Below are 26,345 nucleotides of genomic sequence, written 5' to 3' on the forward strand. Positions count from 1 at the left end.
GGCTCAGGGCGTGAACCACCGGTCCGGATCTAGGGCAGTGGGTAGTCGTAGCGGATGAACCCGTGGAAGCTCGCCACCCTGTCGTACAGGGCGCGGGCGGGGGTGTTGTCCTGCTTGGTGGTCCAGTACAAGCGCGAAGCGCCCCGGTCGCGCGACACCCCGGCCACCCGCTCGATCAGCGCCCGCGCCACGCCCTGGCCGCGCGCTGCCTCGTCGACGAACAAGTCCTGGAGGTAGCAGCTGTCCGCCGACCAGAACGTGGGATGGAACAGATAGTGGGCGATGCCGACCAGCTTTCCGTCCGACCGCGCGCCGATACCGTGCAACTCCGCATCACCCAGCAGCCGTTGCCAGGTCTCCTCATACCCGTGGTCGGGCACCGAGGTGCGGTAGAAACTCTTGTAGCCGCGCGCCAGTACTTCCCAGGCGGCGCGGTCCTCAGGGCGCAATGAGTCGGTGACGATCACGGTTGCCCATCCTTGCACGCGACGCTTCTGACGGGTCCGGAGATGTGCCGGACCCGCCTCGCGGCCCGCCTGGGGGAGGAGGGAATCCGCGAGGGCCGCATATGGAATCGGGGCGTGCGGTAGTCCTTCTGGCACGCGCCCGGGGAATGGGGTGGTGACGAAATGCGCCGTCGTGGGTGACGAAAAGGCGGGGAGTCGCGTCTGGTCCGGCGTGGTGATCCCTCGCTGGCAGGCGTAACCGGTCTCGTACCCTCCGAGTTGGTTGATCATGAGTATTCGACGCATGACCTACCTGCTCGGCGCAGTCGTCGGCGCCGCTGTGATCGCGGCCTCCTCACTCCCGGCCGCCGCCTACGCAGCAGCCCCGGCCACCATTGCCACCACGGCCGCAGCCTACTGCGGCTACTACGACGGCAACGCGACAACCAGGCTCGGCGACAGGGGCGACCGGGTCAGGGAAATCCAGTGCATCATCAACATCTGGGCCGGTGGCGAGGCGCTGGCTGTGGACGGCAACTTCGGGCCACGTACGGAGAGTTGGGTTGTCCATTTTCAGGACGTGAACGGGCTGAGGGTGGACGGCATCGTCGGCCCCGAGACATGGTCCGCCCTTCGGGCGGTCTGAACGCCACTCCGGCGCACCTCGCTGCGCCCGGGCCAGCGAGTACCCGAGCGTCACCGGGAGCCACCCGTGAACGTCGTATCCCGGTGAGCGAGAGGCCCCCTGCCTGCGGTTTTGTCTAGGCAGGGGGCTTGATCGTTGCTACTGTCCCGACCGATCGATGCATCGACATGTCGATGGGTTTTGGGGTTGGGGGCAAGGTGCAGAAGAAGCACAGGGTGGGGCTGGCCGCGGCTGCGGCGGTGCTTGTGGCGGTGCCGGGCGGGCTGGTGGTGAAGAGCCAGGTCTCGGCGGCGGAGCGGGAGGCGGAACGGAAGTCTCTCGAGCTGGCTGCCGAGGAGTTCTTCCAGCGGCGCGCGGACAGACCTGAGGCGGAGTGGCGGCGGCACGCCCCGCCGGCCGGCATGGTCTGGAATCAGGCCGACGCCAGAGCCGTCCTGGACGAGGTGAAGAGAAAAGGCCGCCAATTCATTGTGGACGTCGATGAGATCACCACTCCGTACACCTCCGACTCGTACGGAAGGAAGCTGAGTCCGAACACGCCATGGGGTTCGTCCCAGCGGCTCGTCTTCGAGCGGGACGGGGACGGCTGGCGTCTCGTCCAGGACCTGTCGGACCAGATAGGGAAGTAGTGCCGGGGTGACGCCCCGGCCGGCCGACGGGGGACGGCGGGCCGGGGCGGTCTCGGGGCGGGTCAGCGCTGCACGAGCTGGCCCTTGCGGGTGGCTCCTCCGCAGTCCTCGCACGAGACGACGACCGCACACTCGCAGATCAGGGCGAAGGTGTTGCGGCCTTGGCACTCCCGGCACGGGGTGCGGTTGTACTGCCTCTGTACGTGCGCGAATGCTGCGTTGACCTGCTGGGCGTTCATGGTCAGACAGCCACGGCGGCAGCTCGCTCCATCTCCGCGTCGGTGGCCATGAGGTCGTCGAACTCGCCGGCCTTCACCCCCTCGAAGAACTTCCGGATCTCGGCACGGGTGAAGTACAGGACCGGACTGGCGGGGTCCTTGTCGTCGGACAGGGCGACCATGCGGGTCCCGTCCACGATGTTGGGGTGGGGGTGGTCCTTCGCGTCAGGCGCTGCGGCGACGATGACGCAGTCCTTCAGGATGGGGTCGAGGTCGGTCCGGCTGGCCTTGCGCCAGTCCAGGCCCGTGGCGTTCAGGTTCTCGTACGCCATGGTGCTGCGTCCGTTGCTGATGGTTCCCACAGGTCTGCCTCTCTGGTAATTGCTCTGGTTGGGACCCGGCCCCGCACTCGGCCTGTCCAGGGTTGGGGGTGCGGGGTCGGGGTCTTGCAAATCCGCCCTCGGTTGGTTCATACGGTTCTGGCCGGGGCGGGCGTTCACGGGGTGCGACCCTTGACCCGGTGCGGTCGCCACGGGTGGCCTGCGCGCTGCGTGTCGGTCGGCAGCGGACGGGAGTTCAGGGGCAGGCCCACACCTCGGTGTCAAGGACATGGGCTCCCTGCTTGCCGCGGGCGACGCCGCACCAGATGGCGCTGGTCGTGAGCGGCTTGCCGCAGGTGAAGCAGGCGCGGCCGGCGTACTGCTCGTAGTTGAGCGCCTGTGCGGCGGGCACGGGCGCCTCCCGGCAGCTGGTGTGCGTGGTCGTCTTCTCGGCGGCGGGCGCGGTCACTGGGGCTCCGGGCCGCGGTTCGGCCAACGAGCCGGTGTGTAGTGATCCTCGTGGTCGCCCTTGTGCCCCGGGTCGCGGATGCAGCGCGCACGGCCGCCCTGGAACGAGGCCCAGCAGTAGCCGTTCCACGACTTACCGGTCGTGTTGGGGCGCGGCTTCACGACGGGTCCCGGAGCGGTTTGAGGCCGCGCTGCTCGCGGCACGGCGCGCACGCGTACAGCGACACCGGCGGGCCGGATTGGCGCTCGCCGTACTCCACAAACTGGGCCGTTTCAGATGGGCCCTTGTGCCAGTGACACCACGTCTCAGTTGTGGCCCCGAGGGGTTGGATTCCCGTCTCCATGCTCAGGACCGTAGGAGCGGCCGCCGCACCCTGGCGCGCCGATTGCGCGGGATTGCGCGAGGCGCAGGGCGGCTTGTCTCCGTTTGCTCAGGCAGGCGACAGTTGTGCGCGTGCCCGGGCGATCAGCCGGTGCGCCTTCGGCCCGTACGCCGCCGCCTCAGCGAGCCGGTCCCACACCCGCCCGTACAGCGCGAGATCGTCGGGAGAGTCGTAGCGCAGCTCCGTGTTGATGGTCTCCACAATCACGCGCTCCTCGTCAAAGATCCAGAAGCCATGTTTCGGCGTCAACGTGAGCGACGCCCCTAGCGGGACGATCCCGAGCTCCACGGTGCTCATGCCGATCAGACCGACGAGCCGGTCCAACTGGCCGGCCATGACGTCCTGCGGACAGATGAGCGCGTGCAGAGCGCCCTCCCACACCAACACTCGGAACAGTCGTCCCGCCTCGTACAGGACCTCTTGGCGCCGCATCCGGGCAGCTACAGCCTCGTCGGTATCGCGCGGAGAACCCATCAGGTCGGCGTTCTGGATGAGCAGGTGATGGGCATAGCCAGGCGTCTGGAACAGGCCCGGTACGACGGTGGCCTCGTACCCGCGGGTGGTCGTGGTGCGCTGATACTCCACGACGTACCGGTCCTGGACCGGCCGGTGCCCGGCGGCCAGCTGTCGGCGCCACGATCGCTGTTGGGACTCCAGGCCGCGCAATCGGCTCTTCAGGTCTGATGCCTGCCCGGGCGCGCCAGCGGCCGTGGCCCATGCCTCCACATCGGCCTCGGTTGCGGTCTGCTTGCCGTTCTCCAGCCGCGAGACCTTCGAGGGCTGCCAGCCGAGCCGTTCGCCGAGGGCCTTGCCGTTGAGCCCTGCCTCGGTGCGCAGTTCACGCAGCCGCGCACCGAGGGCCACCCTGGCGGTCTGGTAGTCCGTGCTCACACGGACGAACGTACCTGTGCCCAGACCTCAGCAGTAGGGATTGCAAGAGGCCAGGCGGCATCCCGGGCGCGGCAGACGGCGAGCACCTGCGCCGGGTCGTCGACCAGCTCGACACCGACCGTGGTTTCTGTGTCGTCGATGTGCATACGGGCGAGGGTGCGTGAGTCGAACAGCCAGAAGTCCCAGTCCGGCAGGGCGAGCCGTTCGGCTTCCGCGCGGGTGACGATGCGGATGTCCTCGCCCGCGTCCACGTTCCCGGCCGCGGTCGCCATGAGGAACCGCTGCCCGTCCGTGGGTGGCTCGTCGATGATCCGAACCCTGGAGAACTGGGCCCCGGCCGCCGTCTTGTCCCGCACGTTGACGTTCCATGGGTGCTCCGGCTCGGGGGTCGGGTCTATGCCGCGGATGAACGCTTGGAAGCGAGCGCCTTCCCGGTCGGACGCGTAGCCGCGGCGGGTCTCCAGCCGGAACGCGGTGTGCTCGAACTCGCCGAACAGGTGGGTGATCTCCTCGAAGGGGATCAGGGGCACGGTTACTCCTTGGGGGCGAAGCGGGTGAGCAGCTCGCGCGGGATGACCACGAACGTCTCATGCTCGCCGACGTCGCGGAGCTGGGCGAGGTGCTCGGGGTCGGTGAGCTGGTCGCCCTGGACGACGATGTCTCCGGTCTCTTCGATCTCGTACAGAGTGGGGCAGTTGCCGTGCTCGGACGTGGTGCCGATGAACCTGAGCGTCATGTGGGCCTCCGTCGCGGCGGGTTGGGGCTTCAGCATGCGATGCCGGGCGGTGGTGCGGTGGGCGATTGTGGCGGATTGCTCGGCCTGGTCATGAGCCCGTTCGTTGCGCGCAACCGGGACATGACGAAAGGCGCCCTCCCGCGCACGCAGCGCGAGAGGGGGCAACGGTTCGGCACGCTGAGCGACGGATCGCTGAACAGCGGCTTGTAGTTAGCCACGACCACGCGTCGATGACCATGCCCTTGGCGCGGGTGAAGACACGCACAGAGTTCCCTCCGCACCAGGCTCCGCGCCTTGTGATCAGCGTACGGGTGGTGGGCCGGATTGGTGCCCGTGGTCCTTCATGGCGGGGAGCCGCTGCTGAAAGCGATTCCACTTTCACTCGTATGGGTGACGGCCTGTCGACGGACGGATACATTTCCCGCCCCACATATGACGGTTGGCCCGAGATGCGCCTTTGCAAGGTTCTTATGCGGTGTTCCGGAGGACGTAGACTTTCGTCCGGACGTTCACCGCCAACTCCTGGCGTTCACCCCCGGATCACATGTGCCGGGGGACCCGCTCCGGCACGACCGGAAACAGGAGGAATGGATGGAGAACGAGCCGCCGAACTGGGACTTTTTGTGCTTCGTCGTTACCGTACTCGCGTGCCTGCTTGACGTGATGACGCAGCAGTAGGCCCCAGTCCGGCTTCCGCAAGGGGCCGTCTCCCAGCCAGGGGGGCGGCTTCTTGTCGTTCGTTCTGTCTTTCTCTTCCTGGTACACCTCAACGAACCGGGTAGTGCGTTGGTGGTGCTACCCCAATGTACATTCACGAACCGAGATTTATAAATCTCGTGTCTCATCCCGGTCTGGTTCGTCTCCCGGGAGTGTTCGTGGCTCAGATCGCCGTACAGGCCCCTTCGCGGGCCTGTTTCGAGGCTGCTGTCCGCTTCGGCTGCCGGCGTTGCGCCACCCTTGCCGTCATAGCGGCCGTGAGAGTGGATCTGACATGATCACTTTGCCGAGATGGGGCAGATTCTCGCGTCACCTCCGTCCGGACAGGCGCCGGTCGGTGTACGTGTCCGTCCCCACCGCTACTGCGGCCGGATCGGCGACTTCGGTGAGAGCGTGCGCAGCGGCGTCCATGCGGTCGGGGAGTCCATGCCGGGGTCGTATTCAGCGGGCGACGATCGTGTACAGGCTGGCGCCCAGCGCGCCGAGACTCACCAGCGCAGCGAGCGACGGGAGCGGCCACCGCGCCTTCTCCAAAGCGCCCACGCGCACCTCCAGGTCCTCGATGTCCTTCTCGGTCTGCGAGGTCCGTTGGAGCGCCGTGTCGAGCCTGCCGTCGAGCGTGGCAAATCCGGTCTCCACCGAGCCACGTAGCCGCTCCAACTCGACGGCCAACTGTGTGGACTCGGACGGCGTCATCGGCCACTCCAGTACTCCGGCGGCCGAGCCCAGCCGAGCAGCACGCCGGCCAGAAGCCGCAGGGGCTCCCACTGGAGCCGCGCCGCGTACTGCTCGACGAGCCGAAGCACGACGTAGTACGCGGTGGACACGGCCGCAGTGACGCCCCCGGCGACGGCCGTGGAGTCCACCTTGATGCCGAGGGCGCCGGTCACGGTGAGGACCCCCCGGCGAGCAGCGGCACCACCGTGCGCAGGACAGATACGAACAGATTCATCACGAGCTCCGATCAGGGGGTGACGGTGAAGCCGCGGCGGGCGCCCAGCTTCGAGAGAGAGGTGGCGCCGGGGATGCCGTCGGCGTCTTTGCCCGAGTAGCCGCACCGGCGCTGCCAGCTGGCGTACGCCGTGCGGGTCGCGGTACCGAAGTGCCCGTCCGCGAGGGACGGTGCGAGGAGCCCCTCGCGGACGAGGGCCTGCTCCACGGTCTTCACGCCGTAGTACGAGACCGGGGTGCCGCGCTTCGGCGGATCGGCCTTCGCCGCAGCGGCCACCTTCGAGACGTCCACCACCGGCTTCGACGAGGCTTCGCGGCCGGCGGCTTCGCCGGGGGCTTCTCCGCCTCCGCTTCCTCGGCGAGCCGGTCTGCGATCCGGTCCCGCATCGCGTCCATCTCGAAGCCCCTGGGGTCGACCTTCCCCGGCTGCCACTCCCTGTGCCCGATCACCGGCCGTGGACCCCAGCCGTGTGCCCGGCAGATCGCCGCGGACACGCGCTCGATCGCCTCCAGCTTCACGGTCGGCCACGGGTCCTGGCCGTCGCCGAGGTTCTCGCACTCGAAGCCGTAGAAGTGGGCGCTGCCGTCGGTGTTGGCCTCGTCGGCCGTCGGCGGCACGGTCTCGTTCCTCACCGCGGTGAGGACGTCGTCGTGGCCCGATCCCGCGTGGTTCGTGCGGCCGTAGCCGACCAGATGCACGGTGCCGTCCTTCGCGATGACGCCGTGGCACATCGGACCCGGCAAGCTCGCGTATCCGTCGCGGCAGATCCGGACTGTGTGCTCGGTGCCCCGGGCGACGGGGTGATGGATCACCACGCCGTGCACCGGACCGAACGGGCCCTTGTGGTTGCGGTTGTGGGTGCGCCAGTTGCCGACTTCCACGACCTTGAGGCCCTCGGCGCGTAGTGCGGCCAGGAACGTGGTCGCGGACAGGGGGTTGGCCACGATGCCTCCAGTCATGAGGAAGGCCCCGGCCAGGCGGCGCGGGGCGTAGCGGGTAAGCAGGTCAGGATGTTGCGGGCGCGGGTCTGGGAGCTCCACCCACCGCATGGCGTACTGATCGGGCGTGAATGCCTCGCGGAACGTTTCGTCGATGGGGACGGCCGACGTGCGGACACCCGCCGCTTTCCGCAGCACGGCCAGGATGATCCGACCAGCGTGTCATCTGCCCCGTAGTCGAACCCGGTTGTCCGCAGCACCGGAACCCCGGCGATCGGGCTGTACGCCTGCATGGCGCTCTGCTGCTCCTCCATAGGCCAGTACGCCACGCACGAGGGCTCGCACGGGATCCGCCGCCGCCGCAGCGTGCTCGCGAGCGGCGTCAGTCCACGCCGGGACCTCCAGGACGCAGCGCGTGCGCCGATCGGTGATGCTGGCGCCGCCCGCTACGGTCCATGTCCGGCCCGCGGAGTCCGCGAAGCTGGTCGTGCCGGGCGCCTGCGCGGTGAAGTCCGGGGCGGCGACGATCGTGCCGCCGATTCCGGAGCGGACCTCGGCCGCATAGATCCGGCGCGCCACGTTCGCGAACCCGAGGTGCTGAGCCATCTACCTGAACCAGTCCTCAGCCCGCTTTCACTCGATCGGCGGACAGGGTGCTGTTGCTCCTGGTGGTAGGGGAATCGTTGTGAGCTCTCAACCGCCCTCCGTGCCACCGTCCGGACCTCCGACCGGTCCAGTTTCCCCTACGCCGCCGCCGGGGCCCGTCCCACCTCCCCGTGACGCCAGACAGGGCTCGTCGAGGTGGCGTTCGCGTCGGTTCCTGGCGATGGTCGTCGCTGGCGTGGTAGTCGTGTCGGGGGGCGTGCTGGGGTTGCTGCTGATGAGGGGTGGCGGTTCTAAGGTCATGTCGATCGCAGAAGCACGCGAACTCGTGTCAAATGTGCCTGCGAAAGCCGAGGAATGGGGAACCGGCTTCGCTGAAGTCGGCGAATTGGATCCCGCTGGGGAAGTGGTGGCACGGAAGGACTGCGAGCTGATCAATAAGGCCGACCGGCCCGGCACGCTCGCATCCTTGCAGCGCGACGCCGAAGGTAAGGAACCCGTCATCTATGCCGTCTCTAGCGCGCGTGTATTCGAGAACGCGGCTATGGCAGAGGCGTACGTGGATGATGTCGAAGATTCGTTCCATCGATGCCCGTCTCAGCGGACGCTCAACCGGCGCTTCGAGGGCATCCGCGAGGGTGCGGCTCCGCAGGTGTCCGGTTTTGACGAGGTGGTGTCCGAGGTGGCGAGGCAAGTTACCGACGATGACGGCAATAAAGTCGATTTCCCCTACCTCACCCTGAATGCTCGCAAAAACGAAATTATCCTGTACCTCCAAGTTGTCGGGACGCCCGGATCAGAGGCCGAGCTTGATCGGCTTGCGGGCAAGGTGCTGCGGCAGATGCAGCGGCGGCTGGATGAGCAGGAGGCAGCCGCGTTGCCTGGCAGCCGTCGTCCTTCTCTTCACGGACTGGGTGCATGGCGCACATAACCCCTTCTGGGGACTACCACTCTCGCGACTTTGCCTGTCTCACCTGCGACAACGTCAGCGAGAGTGGCCGCCCCTTCCGGTGGGGGAGTGGTGGACGAAACGGACTCCCGGCGGGCGGTGTACAGCCAGGCGCTGACAAGCAGCCACATCAACGCCGGGGCGGCGAGCAGGATCCCGCCGGCCACCCACGCGACCGCGAATGCGCCCGCACACCGGCCCGCAGCGCCCTTCAAGGTGCCGGGCAACAGCCAGGCAGCCGGGCCGGCACATCTGGCTGATCCGCGAAGGCGAGGCCACCGAGCAGTGCGTCCGCGAGATGGGCGAGCTGCTCATGGCTCTCGTGACCTACGGGGTCTGGATCCAGCGCGGGACCCGACAGCGGCCGGGCCCAGCGCGCCCAACTGACCTACCCCACCGACCGCAGCGAGCCTCGAGGAGAGGGAATACCCATGGCGGCCTCGACGGCGGCAGTGATGTCGCCGTCAAGGTCCCGCACCAGATGCCCGTAGCGATCCACGGTCGTCGTGATCGACTTATGCACGCGTTTTGGCGCAGCAGTTCGCCGTCCGCAACGGCGGCGTGACCTCCAACGAGGCCTGGACGATGGAGAACAGGATGCCGTGCCGGTTCGCGATGCTCTTCGGGTTCGCGGGCCGGCGCACCCACTTCTCGGGGTAGGAAGGACTTGGGCGCAACTCGACAGCAAGTTTGATCTGGCACCACCCGGCCTGCTCCAACTAGGTTCTTCGGCATGAAGATCGGCGAGTTGGTGGGGGCGGGCCGGACGGCGGATGTGTTTGCGCTGGACGACGGGCGGGTGCTGCGTCGTTACCGGGGCGGTGATGACGCCACAGGTGAGGTAGCTGTGATGGCGTACCTGGCGGAACGCGGGTTTCCGGTTCCCGCCGTCTGGCCCGGGACGGCCGCAGGTGAGCTGGTGATGCAGCGGCTGTCCGGAATGACGATGGTGGAGGCCCTGGTCAACGACGCGATGTCGGCCGAACAGGCGGGCGAGATGCTGGCGGAGCTGCTGCGGCGTCTGCACGCCATCCCGGCGCGCCTCTCCGCAGACCCCGGGCATCGTATCCTGCACCTGGACTTCCATCCCGAGAACGTCGTGCTGACACCGCAGGGACCGATGGTGATCGACTGGGCCACCGCGACGGAGGGTCCGCCCGGCCTGGACTCGGCGATGGCCGCGCTGATCCTGGCGCAGGCCGCCCTCACCATGCCCGCCGTCTCCGTGGTGGCCCGAGCCGTGCTCTCCTCGCTGCTACGGCATCTCGACGGCATCGAGGAGGAACACCTTGCGGATGCCAGGATGCGGCGGGCCGCCAACCCGACGCTCAGCCCGGATGAGGTCGGCAAGCTCGACGAGGCGGTGGCCCTGATCACCGAGATAGCTGGTTCCTGACGCACCCCGGTATGGCCAGGGAGGAGCGCGCCCACGTTCGACGGCGGAACCACATCACCGCTGGTCGCAACCCCGGTGGTGTGATCGTCCGCGTGCTCCAACGGATCCTCGCGCTGACCGTCGGCGTCTGGCACAACCAACACACCGGCCAGCCCGTCAGGCGGTCACTGACCCCTTGGAATCAATCATCTAGGGCCGTGATGTTGCAGATCGTCACGGGGTGGACCTGACCGTACTGTTCGGTGTGGCGAAGCAACGGCAGATGCCGACGCAACTCCCGACGGTGGTCGAACCGCGTCCGCTCTTCGATGCCCGTGAGCCTGTCGACGTACTGCTCGGCCCACTTGGTGCACGGCATGCCGCCGTCCTGCGCGTCGGGTTCGACGAAGCCACGTCCTCGGCCAGCCGTGGGGCCACTTGTTGCCGTGCGCTTCCACCAGCTTCTTGAACGGCTCGGCCTGTTTCGTCGCCGAACTCCTCGTCCTGCCGCGACCCGTCGCGTCCGCCTTCGAGCCAGCGGACTTGGTGTGTGGCGGAGCCGTCCTTCCTCTCGCGCTCCTGATGCGCGCCATGGCGGGGACTGTACGCCTCGCCAGAGGACCGTGTTTGGCCACGGTTTGGCCAGATCTGGAAACACGATCGGCCTGTGACCTCTGTGCGAAGGTCACAGGCCGATCGCTCGGGAACGCAGTGCGGGACCGTAAACCGCACTGTGCGCCCTGGCATTTGGAGCCGTGGAGCCGTGAAGCGGTGAGCGGTGAAGCTCCGACGTTGTTGCCGCCCGACGGTGCGAGGCTGGCGCGACAGGACGTTCGCGCCGCCGGGCGGAGTCTTTGTTGTCTCACGGTCGGTCCCGGCTCCGGAGCCGACGGACGGAGTCCGGCGCAGCCGTCCGAAGCCGGTGAGGCCCCCTGGGGCCGAGCAGCGCGAGGGCGGCGTGAGGGACTGGTCGTTCCGCGCCGCCGGGCGGAGTTCTTCGGTGTCCCACATCGGGGTGCCCCGGTCAGGGGGTCTCAGGGACCGCGGCGGGGCGATGGGCTCTCCGGCCGGCCCTTCCTTCAGGTCAAGAAGGGGGCTGGGCGGCCCGTACCACCGCACTGGCTCGCACGCCGCCGCGGTCCTCAAGCTGTCCTCACCGCTGACCACCCCTCATCCGGGCCGGCGGTTCGGACGGCGTACGGGAGGCAGACCTCCAGTCAACTCCCGTACGCGGTCTGGGTGTTACCGGGACGAGCTCAGTCCTCGCGCAGGGCGCGGACCGCCTCCTCGACGCGCTTGCCGTAGTCCGGGTCGGCGGCGTGGAAGTGGGCGAGGTTCTTCTCGATCACGTCGTCGCGGGAGACCTGGGACAGGCTGCCGGCGATGTTCGCGACCAGACGCTGCTTCTCCTCCTCCGACATCAGCCGGTACAGCTCACCGGCCTGGAAGAAGTCGTCGTCCTTGGAGTGCAGCGGGGCCTCGTGCGTGCCCGTCCAGCCGTGGATGGCCAGCGGGGCCGACAGGGCCGTGTCCGTCTGGGCCGGACCGGCGTACGAGTTGGGCTCGTAGTTCTTGTCGTGGCGCGAGCCGTTGCGGGTGGCCATGAAGCCGTCGCGGCCGTAGTTGTCCGCGGACCCCCCGGAAACAGCCTTGGGCGCGTTCACCGGCAGCTGGGTGTGGTTGACGCCCAGGCGGTAGCGGTGGGCGTCCGCGTAGGCGAACAGCCGGCCCTGGAGCATCTTGTCCGGCGAGGGGCCGATGCCCGGAACGAAGTTGTTCGGGGAGAACGCGGCCTGCTCGACCTCGGCGAAGACGTTGTCCGGGTTGCGGTCGAGGACCAGGCGGCCGACCCGCTGCAGCGGGTAGTCGCTGTGCGGCCACACCTTGGTCAGGTCGAACGGGTTGAACTTGTAGTCCGCCGCCTCGGCCGCCGGCATGATCTGCACGAACAGCGTCCAGGACGGGTTCACGCCGCGCTCGATCGCCTGCAGCAGGTCGGTCTGGTGGCTGTTGGCGTCCTTGCCCACGACCTCGGCGGCCTGCTCGGACGACAGGCTGCGGATGCCCTGGTTCGTCTTGAAGTGGTACTTGACGAAGAAGGCCTCGCCCTCGGCGTTGGTCCACTGGTAGGTGTGGGAGCCGTAGCCGTTCATGTGGCGGTACGAGGCGGGGATGCCGCGGTCACCCATCAGCCAGGTGATCTGGTGCGTGGCTTCGGGGGCGTGCGCCCAGAAGTCCCAGACGTTGTCCGGCTCCTGCTTGCCCGTGAACGGGTCGCGCTTCTGGGAGTGGATGAAGTCGGGGAACTTGATGGGGTCCTTGATGAAGAACACCGGGGTGTTGTTGCCGACGAGGTCGTAGTTGCCCTCTTCGGTGTAGAACTTCAGCGCGAAGCCGCGCGGGTCACGGACGGCGTCCGCGCCACCGAGCGAGTCGGCCACGGTCGAGAAACGCAGGAACGTCTCGGTCCGCTTGCCCACCTCGGAGAGGAAGGCGGCCTTGGTGAAGCCGGTGACGTCGTCGGTCACCTCGAAGTAGCCGTAGGCGCCGGACCCGCGGGCGTGCACCACGCGCTCCGGGATGCGCTCGCGGTTGAACCGGGCGAGCTTCTCCAGCAGGTGCTGGTCCTGGAGGAGGAGCGGGCCACCGACGCCGGCGGTGGCGGAGTTCTGGTTGTCGGCGACCGGAGCGCCGGACTCGGTCGTAAGCACACGCTGCGTCATGGGTGGCGGGGGTGACCTTCCGTGCGGGAGCTGCTGAGAGTGCCTGGAGCGTAAATTCACTCCGGCGAAAACGTCAACAGTTTGTTGAAATGAAGGTGATGGATCCGGGCCGTGGCTGCACTTGGGCGCGACAGGACAGGTGTCAGCGCAGCCACGGCCCGGATGTCGGGGGAGGCCGTCAGGCCCTTGGGGGAGCTCTTTGGGGCTCCGGTGGATCAGGCGACCGGCCGGCCCGAGAGGCGCTCGACGGCGCGCAGCAGGGCCGAGTGGTCCAGGCCGCCGTCGCCCTGCGCGCGCAGGGACGCGACCAGCTGGGCGACCACGGCGCCGACCGGCAGTGCGGCACCGACATTGCGGGCGGCGTCGGTGACGATGCCCATGTCCTTGTGGTGCAGGTCGATGCGGAAGCCCGGCTTGAAGTCCCGGTTCAGGAAGTTGTCCTTCTTGCGGGTCAGGACCGTGGAGCCGGCCAGGCCGCCGTTCAGGACGTCCAGGGCGGCCTGGAGGTTCACGCCGGACTTCTCGAGGAAGACGACGGCCTCGGCGCAGGCCTGGATGTTGACGGCGACGATCAGCTGGTTGGCGGCCTTCACCGTCTGGCCGGAGCCGTGCGGGCCGCACAGGACGATGGTCTTGCCGAGGACCTCGAGGATCGGGAGGGCCGCGTCGAAGTCGGCCTGCTCGCCACCCACCATGATCGACAGTACGGCCTCGATGGCGCCGGCCTCGCCGCCGGACACCGGGGCGTCGATGACGCGGATGCCCTTCTCGGCCGCGTTCTTGGCCAGGTCGACCGACGTCTGCGGGGTGATCGAGGACATGTCGATCAGCAGCGCGCCCTGCTTCGCGTTCTCCAGGATGCCATCAGGGCCGTACGAGATGGCCTCGACCTGCGGCGATGCCGGCACCATCGTGATGACGACGTCCGCGTCCTCGACGGCCTCGGCGATGGACCCGGCTGCGGTGCCGCCGGCCGCGGTCAGGCGGTCCAGCTTGTCCTGCTCCAGGGTGAAGCCGGTGACGGAGTAACCGGCCTTGATCAGGTTCTCGGACATGGGGGAGCCCATGATGCCGAGGCCGATCCATGCGATCTTGGGAAGAGTGCTCATGGTGAGGGTGCCTCTCGAAAACTGGTGGTACGGGAAGAAGTCAGCGGGCCGCGCGGGCCTCGGCCGGGAGCCAGTCGAAGGACTCGGCGCTCGGGCGGTCGCCGGCCTTGTACTCCAGGCCGACCCAGCCGTCGTAACCGGCCTTCTTCAGCTCGTCGAGGAGCTGTTCCAGCGGCAGCGAGCCGGTGCCCGGCGCGCCGCGGCCCGGGTTGTCGGCGATCTGCACGTGGCCGGTCTTGTCCGCGTAGGCCTCGATGACCTGGCTGACGTCCTCGCCGTTCATCGACAGGTGGTAGATGTCGAGCAGGAACTTGGCGTTGCCGAGGCCGGTCGCCGCGTTGACCTTGTCCACGACCTCGATCGCGGAAGGCGCACTCACCAGCGGGTAGAGCGGGGACTCCGGCTTGTTCAGGGTCTCGATCAGGAGGATCGCCCCGACCCGGTCGGCCGCACGGGCCGCCAGGACCAGGTTCTCCAGAGCGAGCTCGTCCTGGACGGCGGGGTCGACGCCCTCGACGCGGTTGCCGTACAGCGCGTTGAGCGCCTTGCAGCCGACCGAGGCGGCGAAGTCCGCCGCGATGTCGATGTTGGCGCGGAAGCGCTCCGACTCCTCACCGGGTACGGAGAGGGCGCCGCGGTCGGGGCCGGGCAGCTGCCCGGCGTAGAAGTTCAGGCCCACCAGCTGGGTGCCGGCATCCTCCAGGGCCTTCTTCAGCGCGTCGAGCTCGCTCTGGTCGGGCGTGGGGGTCTCGATCCAGGGCCACCACAGCTCGACCGCCGTGAAGCCCGCCGCGGCGGCGGCCGCGGGACGCTCCAGGAGCGGGAGTTCCGTGAAGAGGATCGACAGGTTCACATCGAAGCGCTGGTCCGTGACTGCGCCTTCTGAGAAGCGGGCCATGAGGGGCGGCGCTCCTTCCGTATTGCGGAAGTTCGTTTCTGCTTAATGGAAGATTGCCTGGGGTGGGGGAGGGCTGTCAAGAGCGGTCCGCAAAAGGCCTGCGCAAAGGCCCGCGGAAAGGCGTGCAAAAGGGCATGCAGAAGGGCGCCTCCCGAGCGTGCGACGGAGACCGTGTCCGGTCTTCTCTCGTCGCGGCCCGGGAGGCGCCATGGCGTCCCGCTGCGGACTGCAGCGTGTCTACAGCGCGTCTACGGCGCTCACCTTCCACCCACCGGAAGTCAGCGTGAGCTCCATCCGCACCCGGTTCAGATCGACGCGCGGTCCCTCGACCTGAGTGCTCCGCGTCACCTGGTTCACGAAGAGGAGCACGACGGCCTTGTCCGGCGAGGCCGACACCACCGAGGCCGCGGGTTCACCACCGTCCGGCGGTGTCACCACCGTGGCCGTGACCACCCCCTGGTACTTCTTCGCGGTGGGCGCCACCACCGTGGTGGTCGTCCTGCGGTACTCGTCACGGAAGGATCCGGTGAGATGGCCGCGGGCCGCGGCGAAGTCCCGGTCCAGGTGTCGGTGGTCGTACGACAGGACAACGGGAGCCGCCTTCCGCGCGGCCGCCAGCGCCTGGACCCGCGCCTGGTCCGTCCGCCTGCCGTCCAGATACCGCGGGCCGAGCACGGCGACGGCGATCAGGCCGGCCAGGGTCAGCACCGCGAGCACGGCGCTGACCCGCCCGCGCCGCCGACCGCGCGCCCGGCCGGCGGCGTCCTCCTCCGGCTCGTCCAGCTCGTCCAGCTCCTCCGGCTCCTCCGGCTCGTCCAGCTTTTTCGGTTCTTCCGGTTCTTCCGGTTCTTCCGGCTCCGCCAGGGCCGCCGCCACGCGCGGCGCGGCCGGCTCCGGCTCCTCCCAGTCCGGTGCCTCCCAGTCCGGCTCGGCCGAGTCCGGCTCCTGGTCCTCCGCGCGCAGGGTGCGTCCGGCCACCACCCCGAGCCGGTCCGGTCCCTTCCCGGGGGCGTCCTCGCCCGGAACGGCCCGCTCGGCGCGCTTGGCAGCCGCTCGGGCCGCCGCGGTCATGGAGCGGCGGGCGGGGGAGCCGACGACCCGGCCCCGGGTGCTCGTGTTCGCCACGGGTTCTCTCCTTACTGGTCGTCACTGGTCGTCACTGGTCGTCCTGCGGGACGGGCACGGTCAGCCGACGAACTCGACGTCGGACGTCAGCCAGCGACCGCCCTCGAGTACGAGGTCGAGCTGGAGCCGGTAGGTACGGGAGCGGCCCTCCGGCGCGGCGGTATTGGTCACCTTGCTGTCGGCGACGACCAGGACGCGCGCGGTGCGCTCGTCGGCCCGGGTGATGCCGGCTTCGAGCACGCGTCCCTCGGAGACCGACTTGTTCGCGGCGACCAGCTTGGTCAGCTCCGCGGTCTGTGCCGCGAACTGTTCCTTGAAGTCGCCGGCGGCACCCTTCAGCACGTTCCCGCTGTCCCGCCCGTAGTGCCGGTAGTCGAGCGACGTGAAGTTCAGCGCCGACTGACGGGCCGCGGCCAGGATGTCCTGGTGCCGCTGCTCCTCGGCGCGCTGCTCGTACGCCTGGAGGCCCAGCCACACCGACAGGGGCGCCGTCACGGCGGTCGCCACCGCGAGTGCCGCGGGCATCGCCCGGCCGCGCCGGGCGGCCTCCGTCGCCGCGGCGCCCAGGCGGCGCAGCCGCCGTATCACCTGCGCGAGGGGCCCCGCGCTCATGCCATCGGTCCCACGAGCAGCCATTGCCACGAGTCCTTTCCGAACACACTCTGTTCACCGCCCGTCGAGCCGATCTCGACGAGCGCTCCGTCCGGTCCGGCTGCCGCGCCGGTCTCCGGGTCGTACGGGGTGATGTAGGCGGCCGGGTCCGTGCCGCCGGAACCCGGGCGCACCGAGGCACCCGGGACGTTCTGTGCGCCGCGGACCGAGGTGGGACCGCCCCGCGGGGCTGAGCAGTGCGCTCCGGTGTTCGCCGGCCGCTCGCTCGTGTCCGCCGGGTCGCGCCGCTGCGTCCCGTACCCCTCCCGGCACGCCGGCGGATCGTCGGCGTTGACGACCAGGCCGAAGTGGGTGGTGCCGTCGCCCGGGATCACGGTGTAGCTGCCCGACACCACCACGGGGAAGGTGACCAGGGCCTGTTCCACACCGGGCAGCCGCGCCACCGTGATCTGCCCGCCGCTGATCAGATTCGCCAGCAGGACCGGCAGATGGGGCCGGTTGGCCCTCAGCAGCGAGTTCACCTCCTGAGCGGCGGGCGCACCGGAGCCGATCAGCCTGCGGATGTCACCGTCACTGGACTTCAACTCTGCGGTGAGGGCCGCCAGGTCGCGGGAGAACGACCTGATGGCCGAGCCCTTGTCGGCCTGCGTCTTCAGGACCTTCCGGGAGTCCTCGATGAGCGCGACCGTCTGCGGCAGCGAGTCGGACGCCGACTCGACCAGCCTGTTTCCCGAGTCCACCAGCCGGCTCAGCTCCGGGCCGGTGCCCGCGAAGGCCTTGCCCAGTTCGTCGACCGTGATCCGCAGATCCTCCTTGCCGACGGAGTTCACCAGCCGGTCCAGGCTGAGGACCATGTCCGTGGTGGGCAGCGGCACGCGCGTGTCGCGCCGGGCGATGGTGCTGCCGTCCCGCAGATACGGGCCGCCCGCGTTCCGCGGCTGCAGATCGACGTACTGCTCGCCGACCGCCGAACGGTTCGCCACCACCGCCACGGTGTCCGCCGGGATCCTCGCCCCGTCCTCGATGTCGAGGCGCACCGTCACCCCGTCCGGGCCGGTCAGCCGCAGCTCCCCGACACGGCCCACCGGTACGCCGCGATAAGTGACTTCGGCGCCGGGGAAGACGCCCCCGGAGTCGGCGAAGTCGGCCCGCACGGTGTAACCGCGGTCCAGGAGGGCGTCGGTCAGCCCCGTGTAGCGGGCGCCGACGTACGACACACCGACGGCGGTGACCGTGGCGAAGGCGAGCAACTGGGCCTTGACCGTACGTGTGATCACGGCTGCATCCCCTTCAGCATGAGCTCCGCGAGGGCGAGATCGATCCCCGGCGGGTGTTCGTCGGCGCCGTCGTTCCCGTACGACGCGTAACTGCCGGTGCACACCGGCGGGCACAGCGCACCGCCGCCGCCCGGGGGAGCCGGTGGCGCCGACGGGGAGCCGGACGCGCCCGGGGCACCGGGCGGCTGCGGCAGTGCCGTCGGCAGGGGCACGCCGGGGACCGAAGGGCCCCCGGGGAGGCTGGGGAGGCCGGGAAGTCCGGGCGTCCCGGGGAGCGCCGGGTCGGCCGGCTTCCCGGGTTTCCCGTCGAGGTTGCCGTAGATGGCCGCCAGATCGAGATCGGCGGTGATCCTGAGATTGACGTAGTCGCCCTTGATGGCGTCCACGGCATTGCGTGGGAACGGATACGTCGTCATCAGTTCCAGGGCGTTCGGCAGATCGTCACCCGCCTTGTTCAGCTGTTCCAGGATCGGCCGCAGACTCGTCAGATTGGCGACCACGTCGTCCCGCGACGCCGTGATCACCTGCGTGCCGCTCTCTCCCAGCTTCGACAGGGACGTGAGCATCGACGTCAGCTTGCGCCGCTGGTCGGCCAGCACCTTCAACGCGGGCGGCACGGTGTCGACGGCGTCGGCGATCGTCTTCTTCTCCTGGCGCAGCCGCTTGGCGAGCCGGTCGATGCCGTTCAGCGCGCGGACGATCTCCTTGCGCTGGGTGTCGAGCCCGCCGAGGAAGGTGTCCAGCTCCGCCAGCAGGGACTTGACCCGGTTCTCCCGGCCTTCCAGAGCCTTGTTGAGCTCCGTGGTGATCGTCTTGAGCTGGGCCACCCCACCGCCGTTGAGGAGCGCGGACAGCGCGGACAGCACCTCTTCGATCTCCGGATTGCGGCCGCTGCGGGACAGCGGGATCCTGGCGCCGTCCTCGAGCCTGCCCGTCGGCGCCGTGTCCACGGGGGCGGACAGCGCCACGTACTTCTCGCCGAGCATGCTGGTCTGCCGCAGCTCGGCGACCGCATTGCCGGGCAGCTTCACCGAATCCGAGATACGCAGCCGCACCCGGGCGTGCCAGCCGTTCAGCTCCACCTTCTCCACCGCGCCCACGGTGACGTCGTTGACCTTCACCGCGGACTGCGGCACCAGATCGAGGACGTCCCTGAACTCGACCGTGACCCGGTAGGCGTTGCCGTCCGCGGCCGCGCCGCCCGGCAGCCCGACGTCGTAGAGACCGTTGAACTCACAGCCGGTCAGCAGCAGCGAGCCGGCCGCCGCCCACACCGCCGTGCTTCTGCGCAGTGCGCTCATGCGCGGGCCTCCAGGATTCCGCCCAGCGTCCGGTCGACCGAGCCGGTGCCGGAGACGGGCAGACCGCCGCCCGGCCGCAGTTCCGGCAGGGAGCCGAACAGTTTCTCCAGGTCCTTGCAGTCCGCCGGCTTCGCCTCCCCGGTGGTCCTGAGCAGCGAGCAGAGCAGCGCCGCCGGATCCTGTGGCCCGTCAGGGTTGTTGCGGGTGTCGAGGGTCCCGGCGGACGGGTTGTAGGCGTTCTGCAGGTTCGACAGCCCTGCCGGGGCGACCTCCAGCAGCTCCGCGAGCGCGGCGCGCTGCGTCACCAGCACCTTGGTGACCTTGCTGAGTCCCTCCACGTTGGACGTCAGCGACTTCTTGTTCTTCCTGACGAAGTCGGTCACATCGGCGAGCGCCACTCCCAGATGACGCAGCGCGGCCGCGAGGTCCTCACGCTCCCCGGCGAGCTGGCCGGCCGCCTTCGCCAGGCTGTCGTTGAACGACCGCACGTTCTTGTCGTCGGCGGCCAGGGCCGCCGTGAACACCTGGAGACTGCGGATGGTGGAGAACAGGTCCTTCCTGCCGTCGGACAGCGTGGTCACGGCGAGCGAGAGATCCTCCACCGTCCGGTGCAGATTCTCGCCCTGACCTTCCAGGTTGTCCGCGCTCACGCCGAGCAGCCGCGACAGTGAGCCGTCCTTGTTGGCGCCGCGCGGACCCAGCGCCTCCGACGTCGTGTGCAGACTGTCGAAGATGCGGTCCAGCTCGACCGGTACGGCCGTACGGCTCTCCGGGATGACATCGCCGCTCGCCAGCGTCGGACCGCTCCGGTACACCGGCAGCAGCTGTACGTAACGATCGCTGACCACCGAGGAGTTGATGATCGCCGCCTGGGCGCCGGCGGGGACCTTCCGCCCGGCGTCGTACTCGAGCACCACCCGTACCCGGCGGCCCTCCGGGGTGATCTCCTTGACCTCACCGATCCGGACGCCCAGGACCCGTACGTCGGAGCCGGGATAGATGCCGACCGTCCGCGGGAAGTACGCCGTGACCCGGACCGGGTCCGTCCGCGGCCACAGCACCACGGCACCCGCGGCCACCACCGCCAGAGCGGTGATCAGCGCCGCCCGGCGCAGCAGACGCGTGCGCACGAGGCGTATGGGCACGAGCCGTGCACGTACGAGCCGTGCACGTACGAGGCCTATCGGCACAAGGCGCGGTTTCACGACGAACCTCCCGTCCGCGGGACCACCGGAGCGGCGACCATGTTCTGGATGTAGCTGTCGAACCAGCGGCCGTTGCCGAGGGTGTTGGTGAAGACCCGCACATAGGGCGCGAGCAGCTTGACGCTGCGGTCGAGGCTCGCCTGATTGCGTTCGAGCATCCCGACCACCTGATTCAGGCCTTCGAGCGCCGGGCCGATCTCCTCGCGGTTGTCCTTGACCAGGCCGGACAGCTGAACGCCCAGCGCGGCCGAGCTCTTGAGCAGCGCGTGGATCGCGGCCCGCCGCCGGGAGATCTCCTTGAACAGCTGGTCGCCGTCCCTGACCATCGCGGAGAACTCGCCGGAGCGCTCGGCGAGCACACCGCTCACCCCGCTCGCGTGGTCGAGGAGTTCACGCAGCGCCTGGTCGCGGGACGCGACCGTACGGGAGATCTTCGACAGGCCTTCGATGGAGGCCCGTACTTCGGCAGGGGAGTCCTCGAAGGTGGTGGAGATGGTGTCCAGGGCCGTCGCCAGCTGCTGCGTGTCGACCTTCTCCGTCGTGGTGGTGAGATCACTGAACGCCGCCACGACGTCGTACGCGGGCGTCGTCCGGGCCAGCGGGATCTCGCTGCCCGGCCTCAGCTGCCCGGGCCCCTTCGGCTGCAGCGCGAGGTACTTCGCCCCCAGGATCGTCTTGACGCGGATGGCGGCGCCCGTCCTGGTGCCGAACTCCGGGTCACCCTTCACCCGGAAGACCACCTTGACGTGGTCGCCGTCCAGGTCCACCTCGTCGACCTTGCCGACCTTCACCCCGGCGATACGGACCTCGTCGCCGGGCTTCAGACCGCCCGCCTCCGAGAACGCCGCGCTGTACGTCTCCCCGTCGCCGATCAGCGGCAGGCTGTCGGCGTTGAACGCGGCGACGGTCAGCAGAGCGAGCGTGGTGAGGCCGACCGCCCCGATCACCACGGGGTTCCTCTCGCGGAACGGCATCATGCGGATCCTCATGCGCACCTCGCCCGGGCGACATGGAGCTCGGGAGTGAGCACCTCGTTGGTCTTCGGAAGCACGATCCGGCCGTCGAAGTCACAGAGATAGAAGTTGAACCAGGAACCGTACGAGGCGGTCCCCGTGAGCTTGTCGAGCTTGTTCGGCAGCCGCTTCAGCACGCCCTCCACGGTCTTCTCGTTCTTGTTCAGCGTCCCGGTGAGTTCCGTCAGCTCGGCGATGTCGTCACGCAGCGGCGGGCGGGCCTCCTCCAGCAGGCCCGATGTGGCCTCCGTCAGGTGGCCGATGTTCACCAGCGAGTCCCCGATGGGCTTGCGGTCGGCGGAGAGACCGGAGATCACCCGCTGGAGCTGCTCGATCAGTCCGGAGAACCGGGCGCTGCGGTTGTCCAGCGTCGCCAGCACCGTGTTCAGGTTGTCGATCACCGAGCCGATGAGTTCATCGCGGTCGGCGAGCGTGGTGGTGAGCGAAGCCGTGTGCGCGAGCAGGCTGTTCACCGTTCCGCCCTCGCCCTGCAGCGTCTTGATGATCTCGGTCGCGAGCCGGTTCACATCGTTCGGGCTGAGCGCCGCGAACAGCGGCTTGAACCCGTTCAGCAGTGCGTTCAGATCGAGCGCGGGCTGCGTACGGGACAGCGGGATCCGGCCGTCGGGCGGCAGCTTCGTGCCGTCGCCGGCGCCCTCCGTCAGGGCGATGTACCGCTGCCCGACCAGGTTGCGGTAGCGGATGACCGCGCCGGTGCTGGTGAACAGCGGACGGTCGCGGCTCACGGTGAAGGTGACCTCGGCCAGCGTCCGGTCCTTGAGCCTGATGTCCTCGACCTCGCCGACCCGTACCCCGGCCACCCGGATGTCGTCGCCCTCCTCCAGGCCGGTGACATCGCTGAACACCGCGCGGTACGTGTGCTCGGGAGTGAAGGAGATGTTGACGATGGTCGCCGCGAGCAGCGCGGTCGCCAGCACCGTCACCACCGCGAAGAGGCTGAACTTGATCAGCGGCGACGCGGTCTCCCCGGCGCGCCTGACGCGTGGGAACCTCATGCGACGCTCACCGCCGTTCCCCGGGCCATCGGACCGAACAGCAGGGTCGCCACCGCGGGCACCTCATCGACCGGCACGCCCAGGACGGGCGCCACGAGCGAGCCGACGGCACGCTGCTCGGCCTCGGTCGCGACCACCGTCATGGGGGTGCCGCCCGACGGGCTTGCGGACGTACCGTCGTCGAGCCGGGTGTCCGGTGCCGGGACCCGGGGGTGGGGCATACCGTGGCAGTCGGGCCCCGATCGCTCCGCATAGCGTGGCTCCTCGCCGGGCTCGTACGCCGGCTGCGGACGGACGACTTCCAGGGTGATGCGCATTTCTCCGCCTCTGAAGGTCTGTTCTGCCGCGGCCTCCTGCCTCACCAGGCCTTCGAGGAGGCACGGGTACTCCGGCGCGTAGCGGGCGAACAGCGCCAGCGTGGGACGGGAGACGCGGCCCAGGGTGATGAGCCGTCCGCCGTTCTCGTCCAGGAACGCGTCCGCGGTACCGGCGGCGGTGGCCGTGGAGGTGAACAGGGCGGCCAGCTGATCCTGCTTCTCGACGACGGTGCGGCTCGTGGTGACGGTGTTCCGCAGGATCCTCATCAGATCGGGCGCGGCATCGCCGTACACCTCGGCCACGTCGGCGAACCGCGAGATGTCCTCCTTGATCGACGGCATATGGGGGTTGAGCCGGCTCAGATAGCCCTCGACACGGACGAGATTGGCGCCGACCCGGTCGCCGCGGCCGTCGAGCGCGGTGGCGAACGCCGACAGGGTCGCGTTGAGTTCGGCCGGGCGCACCGTCCGCAGCAGCGGCAGCAGGTCGTTCATGAGCTGCTGCACCTCGATGCCGACTCTGGTGCGGTCCTGGGTGATGACGTCCCCGGCGCGGATGGGCCGGCCGGCCGGGCCACGGGGCGCCACGAGATCGACGTACTTCTCCCCGAACAGCGTCTTGGGCAGCAGCCTGGCCTGCACGTCGGACGGGATACGGGAGACGTGCTCCGGCCTGAGAGCCAGGTCGAGTGTCGCCTTGTCGCCGTCGGCCCGCACCTCGCGCACCTCGCCGACCAGCAGTCCGCGCAGTTTGACGTCGGCGCGCGGCTCCACCTGGTTGCCGAGCCTGTCGGCCTCCAGCGTGACCCGTACGACGGAGGTGAACACCTGCTGGTAGACGGCGACGGACAGCGACAGCAGCAACGCGAGGACCGCGACGAACACGATGCCGTACACCCTCAGCCTGACGACGTTGACGGTCCGCATCGGCACTACCCCGCAATCCGTACGGTCGTGCTGGCGCCCCAGATCGCCAGGCTGAGGAAGAAGTCCAGGACGTTGATGGCGACGATCGAGGTACGCACCGCACGGCCGACCGCGACCCCGACACCGGCCGGGCCGCCGCTCGCGTAGTAGCCGTAGTAGCAGTGCACCAGGATGATCACGACGGCGAAGACGATCACCTTGCCGAAGGACCACAGCACATCGACCGGCGGCAGGTACTGCTGGAAGTAGTGGTCGTACGTGCCGGCCGACTGCCCGTAGTAGCCGGTGGTGATGGTCCGGGCGGCGAAGTACGAGGACAGCAGCCCGACCACGTACAGCGGGATCACGGCGACGAAACCGGCGATCATCCGCGTGGTCACGAGGAACGGCAGCGAGGGAACGCCCATCACCTCCAGGGCGTCGGTCTCCTCACTGATCCGCATCGCGCCCAGCTGGGCGGTGAACCCGGCTCCGACCGTCGCGGACAGCGCGAGCCCGGCCACCAGCGGTGCGATCTCGCGGGTGTTGAAGTACGCCGACAGGAACGCGACGAAGTTGGACGTGCCCAGCTGATTGAGCGCCGCGTACCCCTGCAGTCCCACCTCGGTGCCGGTGAAGAACGAGAGGAAGGCGATCACGCCGACGGTGCCGCCGACGACGGCCAGCGCGCCGCGGCCGAAGCTCACCTCGGCCAGCAGCCGCAGGACCTCCTTCTTGTAGCGGCGCAGGGTGCGGCCGGTCCAGGCCAGCGAGCGCCCGTAGAAGGACAGTTGGGTGCCCAGCTCCTCCAGGGAGCGGAGCGGACGCCCGGCGAAACGGTTGATCAGCGCCACGGTCAGCCCCTCTGCGGAACGACTTGGAAGTACACGGCGGTCATCACGAAGTTCGTCACGAACAGCAACATGAAGGTGATCACCACCGACTGGTTCACCGCGTCGCCCACGCCCTTCGGCCCGCCCTTGGCGGTCAGCCCCTTGTACGAGGCGACGATGGCGGCGATCGCACCGAACACCAGGGCCTTCAGCTCCGCCGCCCACAGATCGGACAGCTGGGCGAGGGTGGTGAAGGAAGCCAGATACGCGCCGGGCGTGCCGTTCTGCAGGACGACGTTGAAGAAGTAGCCACCGGCCACTCCGACCACCGACACCAGGCCGTTGAGCAGCACCGCGACCACCATCGAGGCCAGCACCCGGGGTACGACCAGCCGGTGGATCGGATCGATGCCCAGCACCTGCATCGCGTCGATCTCCTCGCGGATCTTGCGCGCCCCGAGATCCGCGCAGATCGCCGTGCCGCCCGCCCCGGCGATCAGCAGCGCGGTCACGATCGGCGAGGCCTCCCGCAGCACCGCGAGCACCGAGGCCGCGCCCGCGAACGACTGGGCGCCGAGCTGCCGGGTGAGGCTCCCGATCTGCAGCGCGATGACCGCCCCGAAGGGGATGGAGACCAGTGCGGTGGGCAGGATCGTGACGCTCGCGATGAACCAGGCCTGCTGGATGAACTCCCGTACCTGGAAGGGCCGTCTGGGCAGCGTCCGCAAGACATCCAGCGCCATCGCGAACAGGCTGCCCGACTGCCGGAGCGCTCCTGCCGGGGAGAGACTCATGCGCCCGCCACCTCCTTGTGCTTGTGGAGCGCTGCCTCGCGTTTGACGATGGCCTCCCAGCGGGGCGGCCGGGTGATGCCGGGGCTCGGCAGCAGACGGGGCGTCATGTCCGGGACGGCGCTGCCTTCGTCGATCTGTGCCAGCTCCTGCTCGACCTGGGCGGCGTCCTTCTCCTCCGCCATGCCGATCGGTCCCTGCATCCGGCCGTTCAGGAACTGCCGTACGACCGGCTCGTCGCTGGTCAGCAACTGTTCGCGAGGGCCGAACATCACCAGTTCGCGCCGGAAGAGCAGGCCGATGTTGTCCGGGACCTGGCGGGCCGAGGCGATGTCGTGCGTGACGATCAGGAAGGTCGCGTCGATCTGCGCGTTGAGATCGACGATCAGCTGGTTGAGGTAGGCCACCCGCACCGGGTCGAGACCCGAGTCCGGCTCGTCGAAGAGAATGATCTCCGGATCGAGCACCAGGGCCCGGGCGAGCCCGGCCCGCTTGCGCATACCGCCGGATATCTCGCCGGGCAGCTTCTCCTCGGCCCCGATCAGTCCGACCATGTCCATCTTCTCGAGGACGATGCGCCGGATCTCGCTCTCCCCTTTCCGGGTGTGCTCGCGCAACGGGAAGGCGATGTTGTCGTACAGGTTCATCGACCCGAACAGCGCGCCGTCCTGGAAGAGGACGCCGAACAGCTTCCGGACCTCGTACAGGTCGTGCTCGCGGAGCCTGGTGATGTCCCTGTCCGCGATCCTGATCGACCCGCGGTCCGGCCTGAGCAGTCCGACGAGGGTCTTGAGGAACACCGACTTGCCCGTGCCGGACGGGCCGAGCATGACCGAGATCTCCCCGGCGGGCAGCGTCAGTGACACGTCCTGCCAGATGACCTGGTGGCCGAAGGACTTGGTCAGCCCTTCCACACAGATCTCGACACCCATCCGGTTCACCCTTCAG

General features: G+C 68.9%; 31 protein-coding genes and 1 pseudogene. 5 read left to right on the top strand and 27 right to left on the bottom strand.

Annotated features, from left to right (window positions below; all coding sequences use genetic code 11):
* Positions 1-29 precede the first annotated feature (29 nt).
* Complete coding sequence (locus tag AC0699_RS14620; protein ID WP_478659786.1) at positions 30-485, bottom strand: N-acetyltransferase family protein; 456 nt, start codon at positions 483-485, stop codon at positions 30-32.
* A gap of 265 nt (positions 486-750) precedes the next feature.
* On the opposite strand from AC0699_RS14620, the gene AC0699_RS14625 reads away from it, so the two are divergent.
* Positions 751-1,092 carry a peptidoglycan-binding domain-containing protein gene (locus AC0699_RS14625; protein ID WP_478659788.1) on the top strand — a complete coding sequence of 114 codons (342 nt, stop codon included), beginning with the start codon at positions 751-753 and terminating at the stop codon, positions 1,090-1,092.
* 197 nt (positions 1,093-1,289) lie between these two features.
* Positions 1,290-1,721 (top strand): hypothetical protein, encoded by a 432-nt coding sequence (locus AC0699_RS14630; protein ID WP_478659790.1) that lies wholly within the window; start codon positions 1,290-1,292, stop codon positions 1,719-1,721.
* A 62-nt stretch (positions 1,722-1,783) separates the two neighbouring features.
* Here AC0699_RS14630 and AC0699_RS14635 read toward each other — a convergent pair whose 3' ends face one another.
* From AC0699_RS14635 to AC0699_RS14685, 11 genes and pseudogenes are all read right to left on the bottom strand, one after another.
* The gene (locus AC0699_RS14635) at positions 1,784-1,960 is read right to left on the bottom strand and encodes a hypothetical protein (protein ID WP_478659791.1); all 177 of its coding nucleotides are present in this window, start codon (positions 1,958-1,960) and stop codon (positions 1,784-1,786) included.
* Between the two features lie 2 nt (positions 1,961-1,962).
* Positions 1,963-2,301 carry a DUF397 domain-containing protein gene (locus AC0699_RS14640; protein WP_478659793.1) on the bottom strand — a complete coding sequence of 113 codons (339 nt, stop codon included), beginning with the start codon at positions 2,299-2,301 and terminating at the stop codon, positions 1,963-1,965.
* Positions 2,302-2,515: 214 nt separating this feature from the next.
* Positions 2,516-2,728, bottom strand: a complete 213-nt coding sequence (locus AC0699_RS14645) for a hypothetical protein (RefSeq protein WP_478659795.1) — start codon at positions 2,726-2,728, stop codon at positions 2,516-2,518.
* Positions 2,729-3,158: 430 nt separating this feature from the next.
* Positions 3,159-4,001 (bottom strand): helix-turn-helix domain-containing protein, encoded by an 843-nt coding sequence (locus AC0699_RS14650; RefSeq protein WP_478659797.1) that lies wholly within the window; start codon positions 3,999-4,001, stop codon positions 3,159-3,161.
* A complete protein-coding gene (locus AC0699_RS14655; RefSeq protein ID WP_478659799.1) occupies positions 3,998-4,531 on the bottom strand; it encodes a DUF6879 family protein in 534 nt (177 codons plus the stop codon). The genes AC0699_RS14650 and AC0699_RS14655 overlap by 4 nt, the downstream gene beginning before the upstream one ends.
* 2 nt (positions 4,532-4,533) lie before the next feature.
* On the bottom strand, positions 4,534-4,737 hold the full coding sequence (locus tag AC0699_RS14660; protein WP_478659801.1) for a hypothetical protein: 204 nt from the start codon (positions 4,735-4,737) through the stop codon (positions 4,534-4,536).
* Positions 4,738-5,895: 1,158 nt separating this feature from the next.
* Positions 5,896-6,150 carry a hypothetical protein gene (locus tag AC0699_RS14665; protein WP_478659803.1) on the bottom strand — a complete coding sequence of 85 codons (255 nt, stop codon included), beginning with the start codon at positions 6,148-6,150 and terminating at the stop codon, positions 5,896-5,898.
* On the bottom strand, positions 6,147-6,344 hold the full coding sequence (locus AC0699_RS14670) for a hypothetical protein (RefSeq protein ID WP_478659806.1): 198 nt from the start codon (positions 6,342-6,344) through the stop codon (positions 6,147-6,149). The genes AC0699_RS14665 and AC0699_RS14670 overlap by 4 nt, the downstream gene beginning before the upstream one ends.
* Before the next feature lie 74 nt (positions 6,345-6,418).
* Positions 6,419-6,622, bottom strand: a complete 204-nt coding sequence (locus tag AC0699_RS14675; RefSeq protein WP_478659807.1) for a hypothetical protein — start codon at positions 6,620-6,622, stop codon at positions 6,419-6,421.
* A 143-nt stretch (positions 6,623-6,765) separates the two neighbouring features.
* Positions 6,766-7,350, bottom strand: a pseudogene (locus AC0699_RS14680) (N-acetylmuramoyl-L-alanine amidase); the annotation flags it as partial.
* Between the two features lie 216 nt (positions 7,351-7,566).
* Complete coding sequence (locus tag AC0699_RS14685) at positions 7,567-7,950, bottom strand: hypothetical protein (RefSeq protein WP_478659808.1); 384 nt, start codon at positions 7,948-7,950, stop codon at positions 7,567-7,569.
* Positions 7,951-8,170: 220 nt separating this feature from the next.
* On the opposite strand from AC0699_RS14685, the gene AC0699_RS14690 reads away from it, so the two are divergent.
* From AC0699_RS14690 to AC0699_RS14700, 3 genes are all read left to right on the top strand, one after another.
* Complete coding sequence (locus AC0699_RS14690) at positions 8,171-8,878, top strand: hypothetical protein (RefSeq protein WP_478659810.1); 708 nt, start codon at positions 8,171-8,173, stop codon at positions 8,876-8,878.
* Positions 8,879-9,424: 546 nt separating this feature from the next.
* A complete protein-coding gene (locus AC0699_RS14695; RefSeq protein ID WP_478659812.1) occupies positions 9,425-9,556 on the top strand; it encodes a hypothetical protein in 132 nt (43 codons plus the stop codon).
* A gap of 73 nt (positions 9,557-9,629) precedes the next feature.
* Positions 9,630-10,292 carry a phosphotransferase gene (locus AC0699_RS14700; RefSeq protein WP_478659814.1) on the top strand — a complete coding sequence of 221 codons (663 nt, stop codon included), beginning with the start codon at positions 9,630-9,632 and terminating at the stop codon, positions 10,290-10,292.
* Between the two features lie 181 nt (positions 10,293-10,473).
* Here the strand turns inward: AC0699_RS14700 and AC0699_RS14705 are convergent, their stop codons facing one another.
* The 15 genes from AC0699_RS14705 to AC0699_RS14775 form a co-directional block, all read right to left on the bottom strand.
* Complete coding sequence (locus AC0699_RS14705; RefSeq protein ID WP_478659975.1) at positions 10,474-10,650, bottom strand: hypothetical protein; 177 nt, start codon at positions 10,648-10,650, stop codon at positions 10,474-10,476.
* Positions 10,651-11,527: 877 nt separating this feature from the next.
* The gene (locus tag AC0699_RS14710; RefSeq protein ID WP_478659816.1) at positions 11,528-12,994 is read right to left on the bottom strand and encodes a catalase; all 1,467 of its coding nucleotides are present in this window, start codon (positions 12,992-12,994) and stop codon (positions 11,528-11,530) included.
* Between the two features lie 215 nt (positions 12,995-13,209).
* Positions 13,210-14,103, bottom strand: coding sequence for a 2-hydroxy-3-oxopropionate reductase (locus AC0699_RS14715; RefSeq protein WP_478659819.1), 894 nt, complete (start codon positions 14,101-14,103; stop codon positions 13,210-13,212).
* A 40-nt stretch (positions 14,104-14,143) separates the two neighbouring features.
* Positions 14,144-15,001 (bottom strand): TIM barrel protein, encoded by an 858-nt coding sequence (locus tag AC0699_RS14720; RefSeq protein WP_478659821.1) that lies wholly within the window; start codon positions 14,999-15,001, stop codon positions 14,144-14,146.
* A gap of 237 nt (positions 15,002-15,238) precedes the next feature.
* Complete coding sequence (locus AC0699_RS14725; protein ID WP_478659823.1) at positions 15,239-16,126, bottom strand: hypothetical protein; 888 nt, start codon at positions 16,124-16,126, stop codon at positions 15,239-15,241.
* Positions 16,127-16,186: 60 nt separating this feature from the next.
* Positions 16,187-16,738 (bottom strand): hypothetical protein, encoded by a 552-nt coding sequence (locus AC0699_RS14730; protein ID WP_478659825.1) that lies wholly within the window; start codon positions 16,736-16,738, stop codon positions 16,187-16,189.
* Positions 16,735-18,015, bottom strand: a complete 1,281-nt coding sequence (locus AC0699_RS14735; RefSeq protein ID WP_478659827.1) for an MCE family protein — start codon at positions 18,013-18,015, stop codon at positions 16,735-16,737. Before AC0699_RS14735 ends, AC0699_RS14730 begins: the two co-directional genes overlap by 4 nt.
* Positions 18,012-19,316: an MCE family protein gene (locus AC0699_RS14740; protein WP_478659829.1), complete on the bottom strand. Its 1,305-nt coding sequence runs from the start codon at positions 19,314-19,316 to the stop codon at positions 18,012-18,014. Before AC0699_RS14740 ends, AC0699_RS14735 begins: the two co-directional genes overlap by 4 nt.
* Positions 19,313-20,446, bottom strand: a complete 1,134-nt coding sequence (locus AC0699_RS14745; RefSeq protein ID WP_478659831.1) for an MCE family protein — start codon at positions 20,444-20,446, stop codon at positions 19,313-19,315. Before AC0699_RS14745 ends, AC0699_RS14740 begins: the two co-directional genes overlap by 4 nt.
* Before the next feature lie 71 nt (positions 20,447-20,517).
* On the bottom strand, positions 20,518-21,510 hold the full coding sequence (locus AC0699_RS14750) for an MCE family protein (protein WP_478659833.1): 993 nt from the start codon (positions 21,508-21,510) through the stop codon (positions 20,518-20,520).
* Complete coding sequence (locus AC0699_RS14755) at positions 21,507-22,550, bottom strand: MCE family protein (protein WP_478659835.1); 1,044 nt, start codon at positions 22,548-22,550, stop codon at positions 21,507-21,509. Before AC0699_RS14755 ends, AC0699_RS14750 begins: the two co-directional genes overlap by 4 nt.
* Positions 22,547-23,794 (bottom strand): MCE family protein, encoded by a 1,248-nt coding sequence (locus AC0699_RS14760; protein WP_478659837.1) that lies wholly within the window; start codon positions 23,792-23,794, stop codon positions 22,547-22,549. Before AC0699_RS14760 ends, AC0699_RS14755 begins: the two co-directional genes overlap by 4 nt.
* Before the next feature lie 5 nt (positions 23,795-23,799).
* Positions 23,800-24,627: an MlaE family ABC transporter permease gene (locus AC0699_RS14765; protein ID WP_478659839.1), complete on the bottom strand. Its 828-nt coding sequence runs from the start codon at positions 24,625-24,627 to the stop codon at positions 23,800-23,802.
* A 2-nt stretch (positions 24,628-24,629) separates the two neighbouring features.
* Entirely contained in the window at positions 24,630-25,400 is a 771-nt protein-coding gene (locus AC0699_RS14770; RefSeq protein WP_478659841.1) for an MlaE family ABC transporter permease, read from the bottom strand.
* The gene (locus tag AC0699_RS14775; RefSeq protein ID WP_478659843.1) at positions 25,397-26,329 is read right to left on the bottom strand and encodes an ABC transporter ATP-binding protein; all 933 of its coding nucleotides are present in this window, start codon (positions 26,327-26,329) and stop codon (positions 25,397-25,399) included. Before AC0699_RS14775 ends, AC0699_RS14770 begins: the two co-directional genes overlap by 4 nt.
* Positions 26,330-26,345 lie beyond the last annotated feature (16 nt).

It is taken from the genome of Streptomyces sp. NPDC043870, assembly GCF_056435785.1.

What these genes read in the sequence shown, in the direction of transcription:
- AC0699_RS14730 (WP_478659825.1), bottom strand. Translation starts at nt 16,738, where the DNA reads ATGAGCGCGGGGCCCCTCGCGCAGGTGATACGGCGGCTGCGCCGCCTG.
- AC0699_RS14685 (WP_478659808.1), bottom strand. Translation starts at nt 7,950, where the DNA reads ATGGCTCAGCACCTCGGGTTCGCGAACGTGGCGCGCCGGATCTATGCG.
- AC0699_RS14625 (WP_478659788.1), top strand. Translation starts at nt 751, where the DNA reads ATGACCTACCTGCTCGGCGCAGTCGTCGGCGCCGCTGTGATCGCGGCC.
- AC0699_RS14755 (WP_478659835.1), bottom strand. Translation starts at nt 22,550, where the DNA reads ATGAGGTTCCCACGCGTCAGGCGCGCCGGGGAGACCGCGTCGCCGCTG.
- AC0699_RS14700 (WP_478659814.1), top strand. Translation starts at nt 9,630, where the DNA reads ATGAAGATCGGCGAGTTGGTGGGGGCGGGCCGGACGGCGGATGTGTTT.
- AC0699_RS14710 (WP_478659816.1), bottom strand. Translation starts at nt 12,994, where the DNA reads ATGACGCAGCGTGTGCTTACGACCGAGTCCGGCGCTCCGGTCGCCGAC.
- AC0699_RS14775 (WP_478659843.1), bottom strand. Translation starts at nt 26,329, where the DNA reads ATGGGTGTCGAGATCTGTGTGGAAGGGCTGACCAAGTCCTTCGGCCAC.
- AC0699_RS14760 (WP_478659837.1), bottom strand. Translation starts at nt 23,794, where the DNA reads ATGCGGACCGTCAACGTCGTCAGGCTGAGGGTGTACGGCATCGTGTTC.
- AC0699_RS14690 (WP_478659810.1), top strand. Translation starts at nt 8,171, where the DNA reads ATGGTCGTCGCTGGCGTGGTAGTCGTGTCGGGGGGCGTGCTGGGGTTG.
- AC0699_RS14715 (WP_478659819.1), bottom strand. Translation starts at nt 14,103, where the DNA reads ATGAGCACTCTTCCCAAGATCGCATGGATCGGCCTCGGCATCATGGGC.
- AC0699_RS14750 (WP_478659833.1), bottom strand. Translation starts at nt 21,510, where the DNA reads ATGAGGATCCGCATGATGCCGTTCCGCGAGAGGAACCCCGTGGTGATC.
- AC0699_RS14720 (WP_478659821.1), bottom strand. Translation starts at nt 15,001, where the DNA reads ATGGCCCGCTTCTCAGAAGGCGCAGTCACGGACCAGCGCTTCGATGTG.
- AC0699_RS14740 (WP_478659829.1), bottom strand. Translation starts at nt 19,316, where the DNA reads ATGAGCGCACTGCGCAGAAGCACGGCGGTGTGGGCGGCGGCCGGCTCG.
- AC0699_RS14635 (WP_478659791.1), bottom strand. Translation starts at nt 1,960, where the DNA reads ATGAACGCCCAGCAGGTCAACGCAGCATTCGCGCACGTACAGAGGCAG.
- AC0699_RS14705 (WP_478659975.1), bottom strand. Translation starts at nt 10,650, where the DNA reads ATGCCGTGCACCAAGTGGGCCGAGCAGTACGTCGACAGGCTCACGGGC.
- AC0699_RS14660 (WP_478659801.1), bottom strand. Translation starts at nt 4,737, where the DNA reads ATGACGCTCAGGTTCATCGGCACCACGTCCGAGCACGGCAACTGCCCC.
- AC0699_RS14770 (WP_478659841.1), bottom strand. Translation starts at nt 25,400, where the DNA reads ATGAGTCTCTCCCCGGCAGGAGCGCTCCGGCAGTCGGGCAGCCTGTTC.
- AC0699_RS14665 (WP_478659803.1), bottom strand. Translation starts at nt 6,150, where the DNA reads ATGACGCCGTCCGAGTCCACACAGTTGGCCGTCGAGTTGGAGCGGCTA.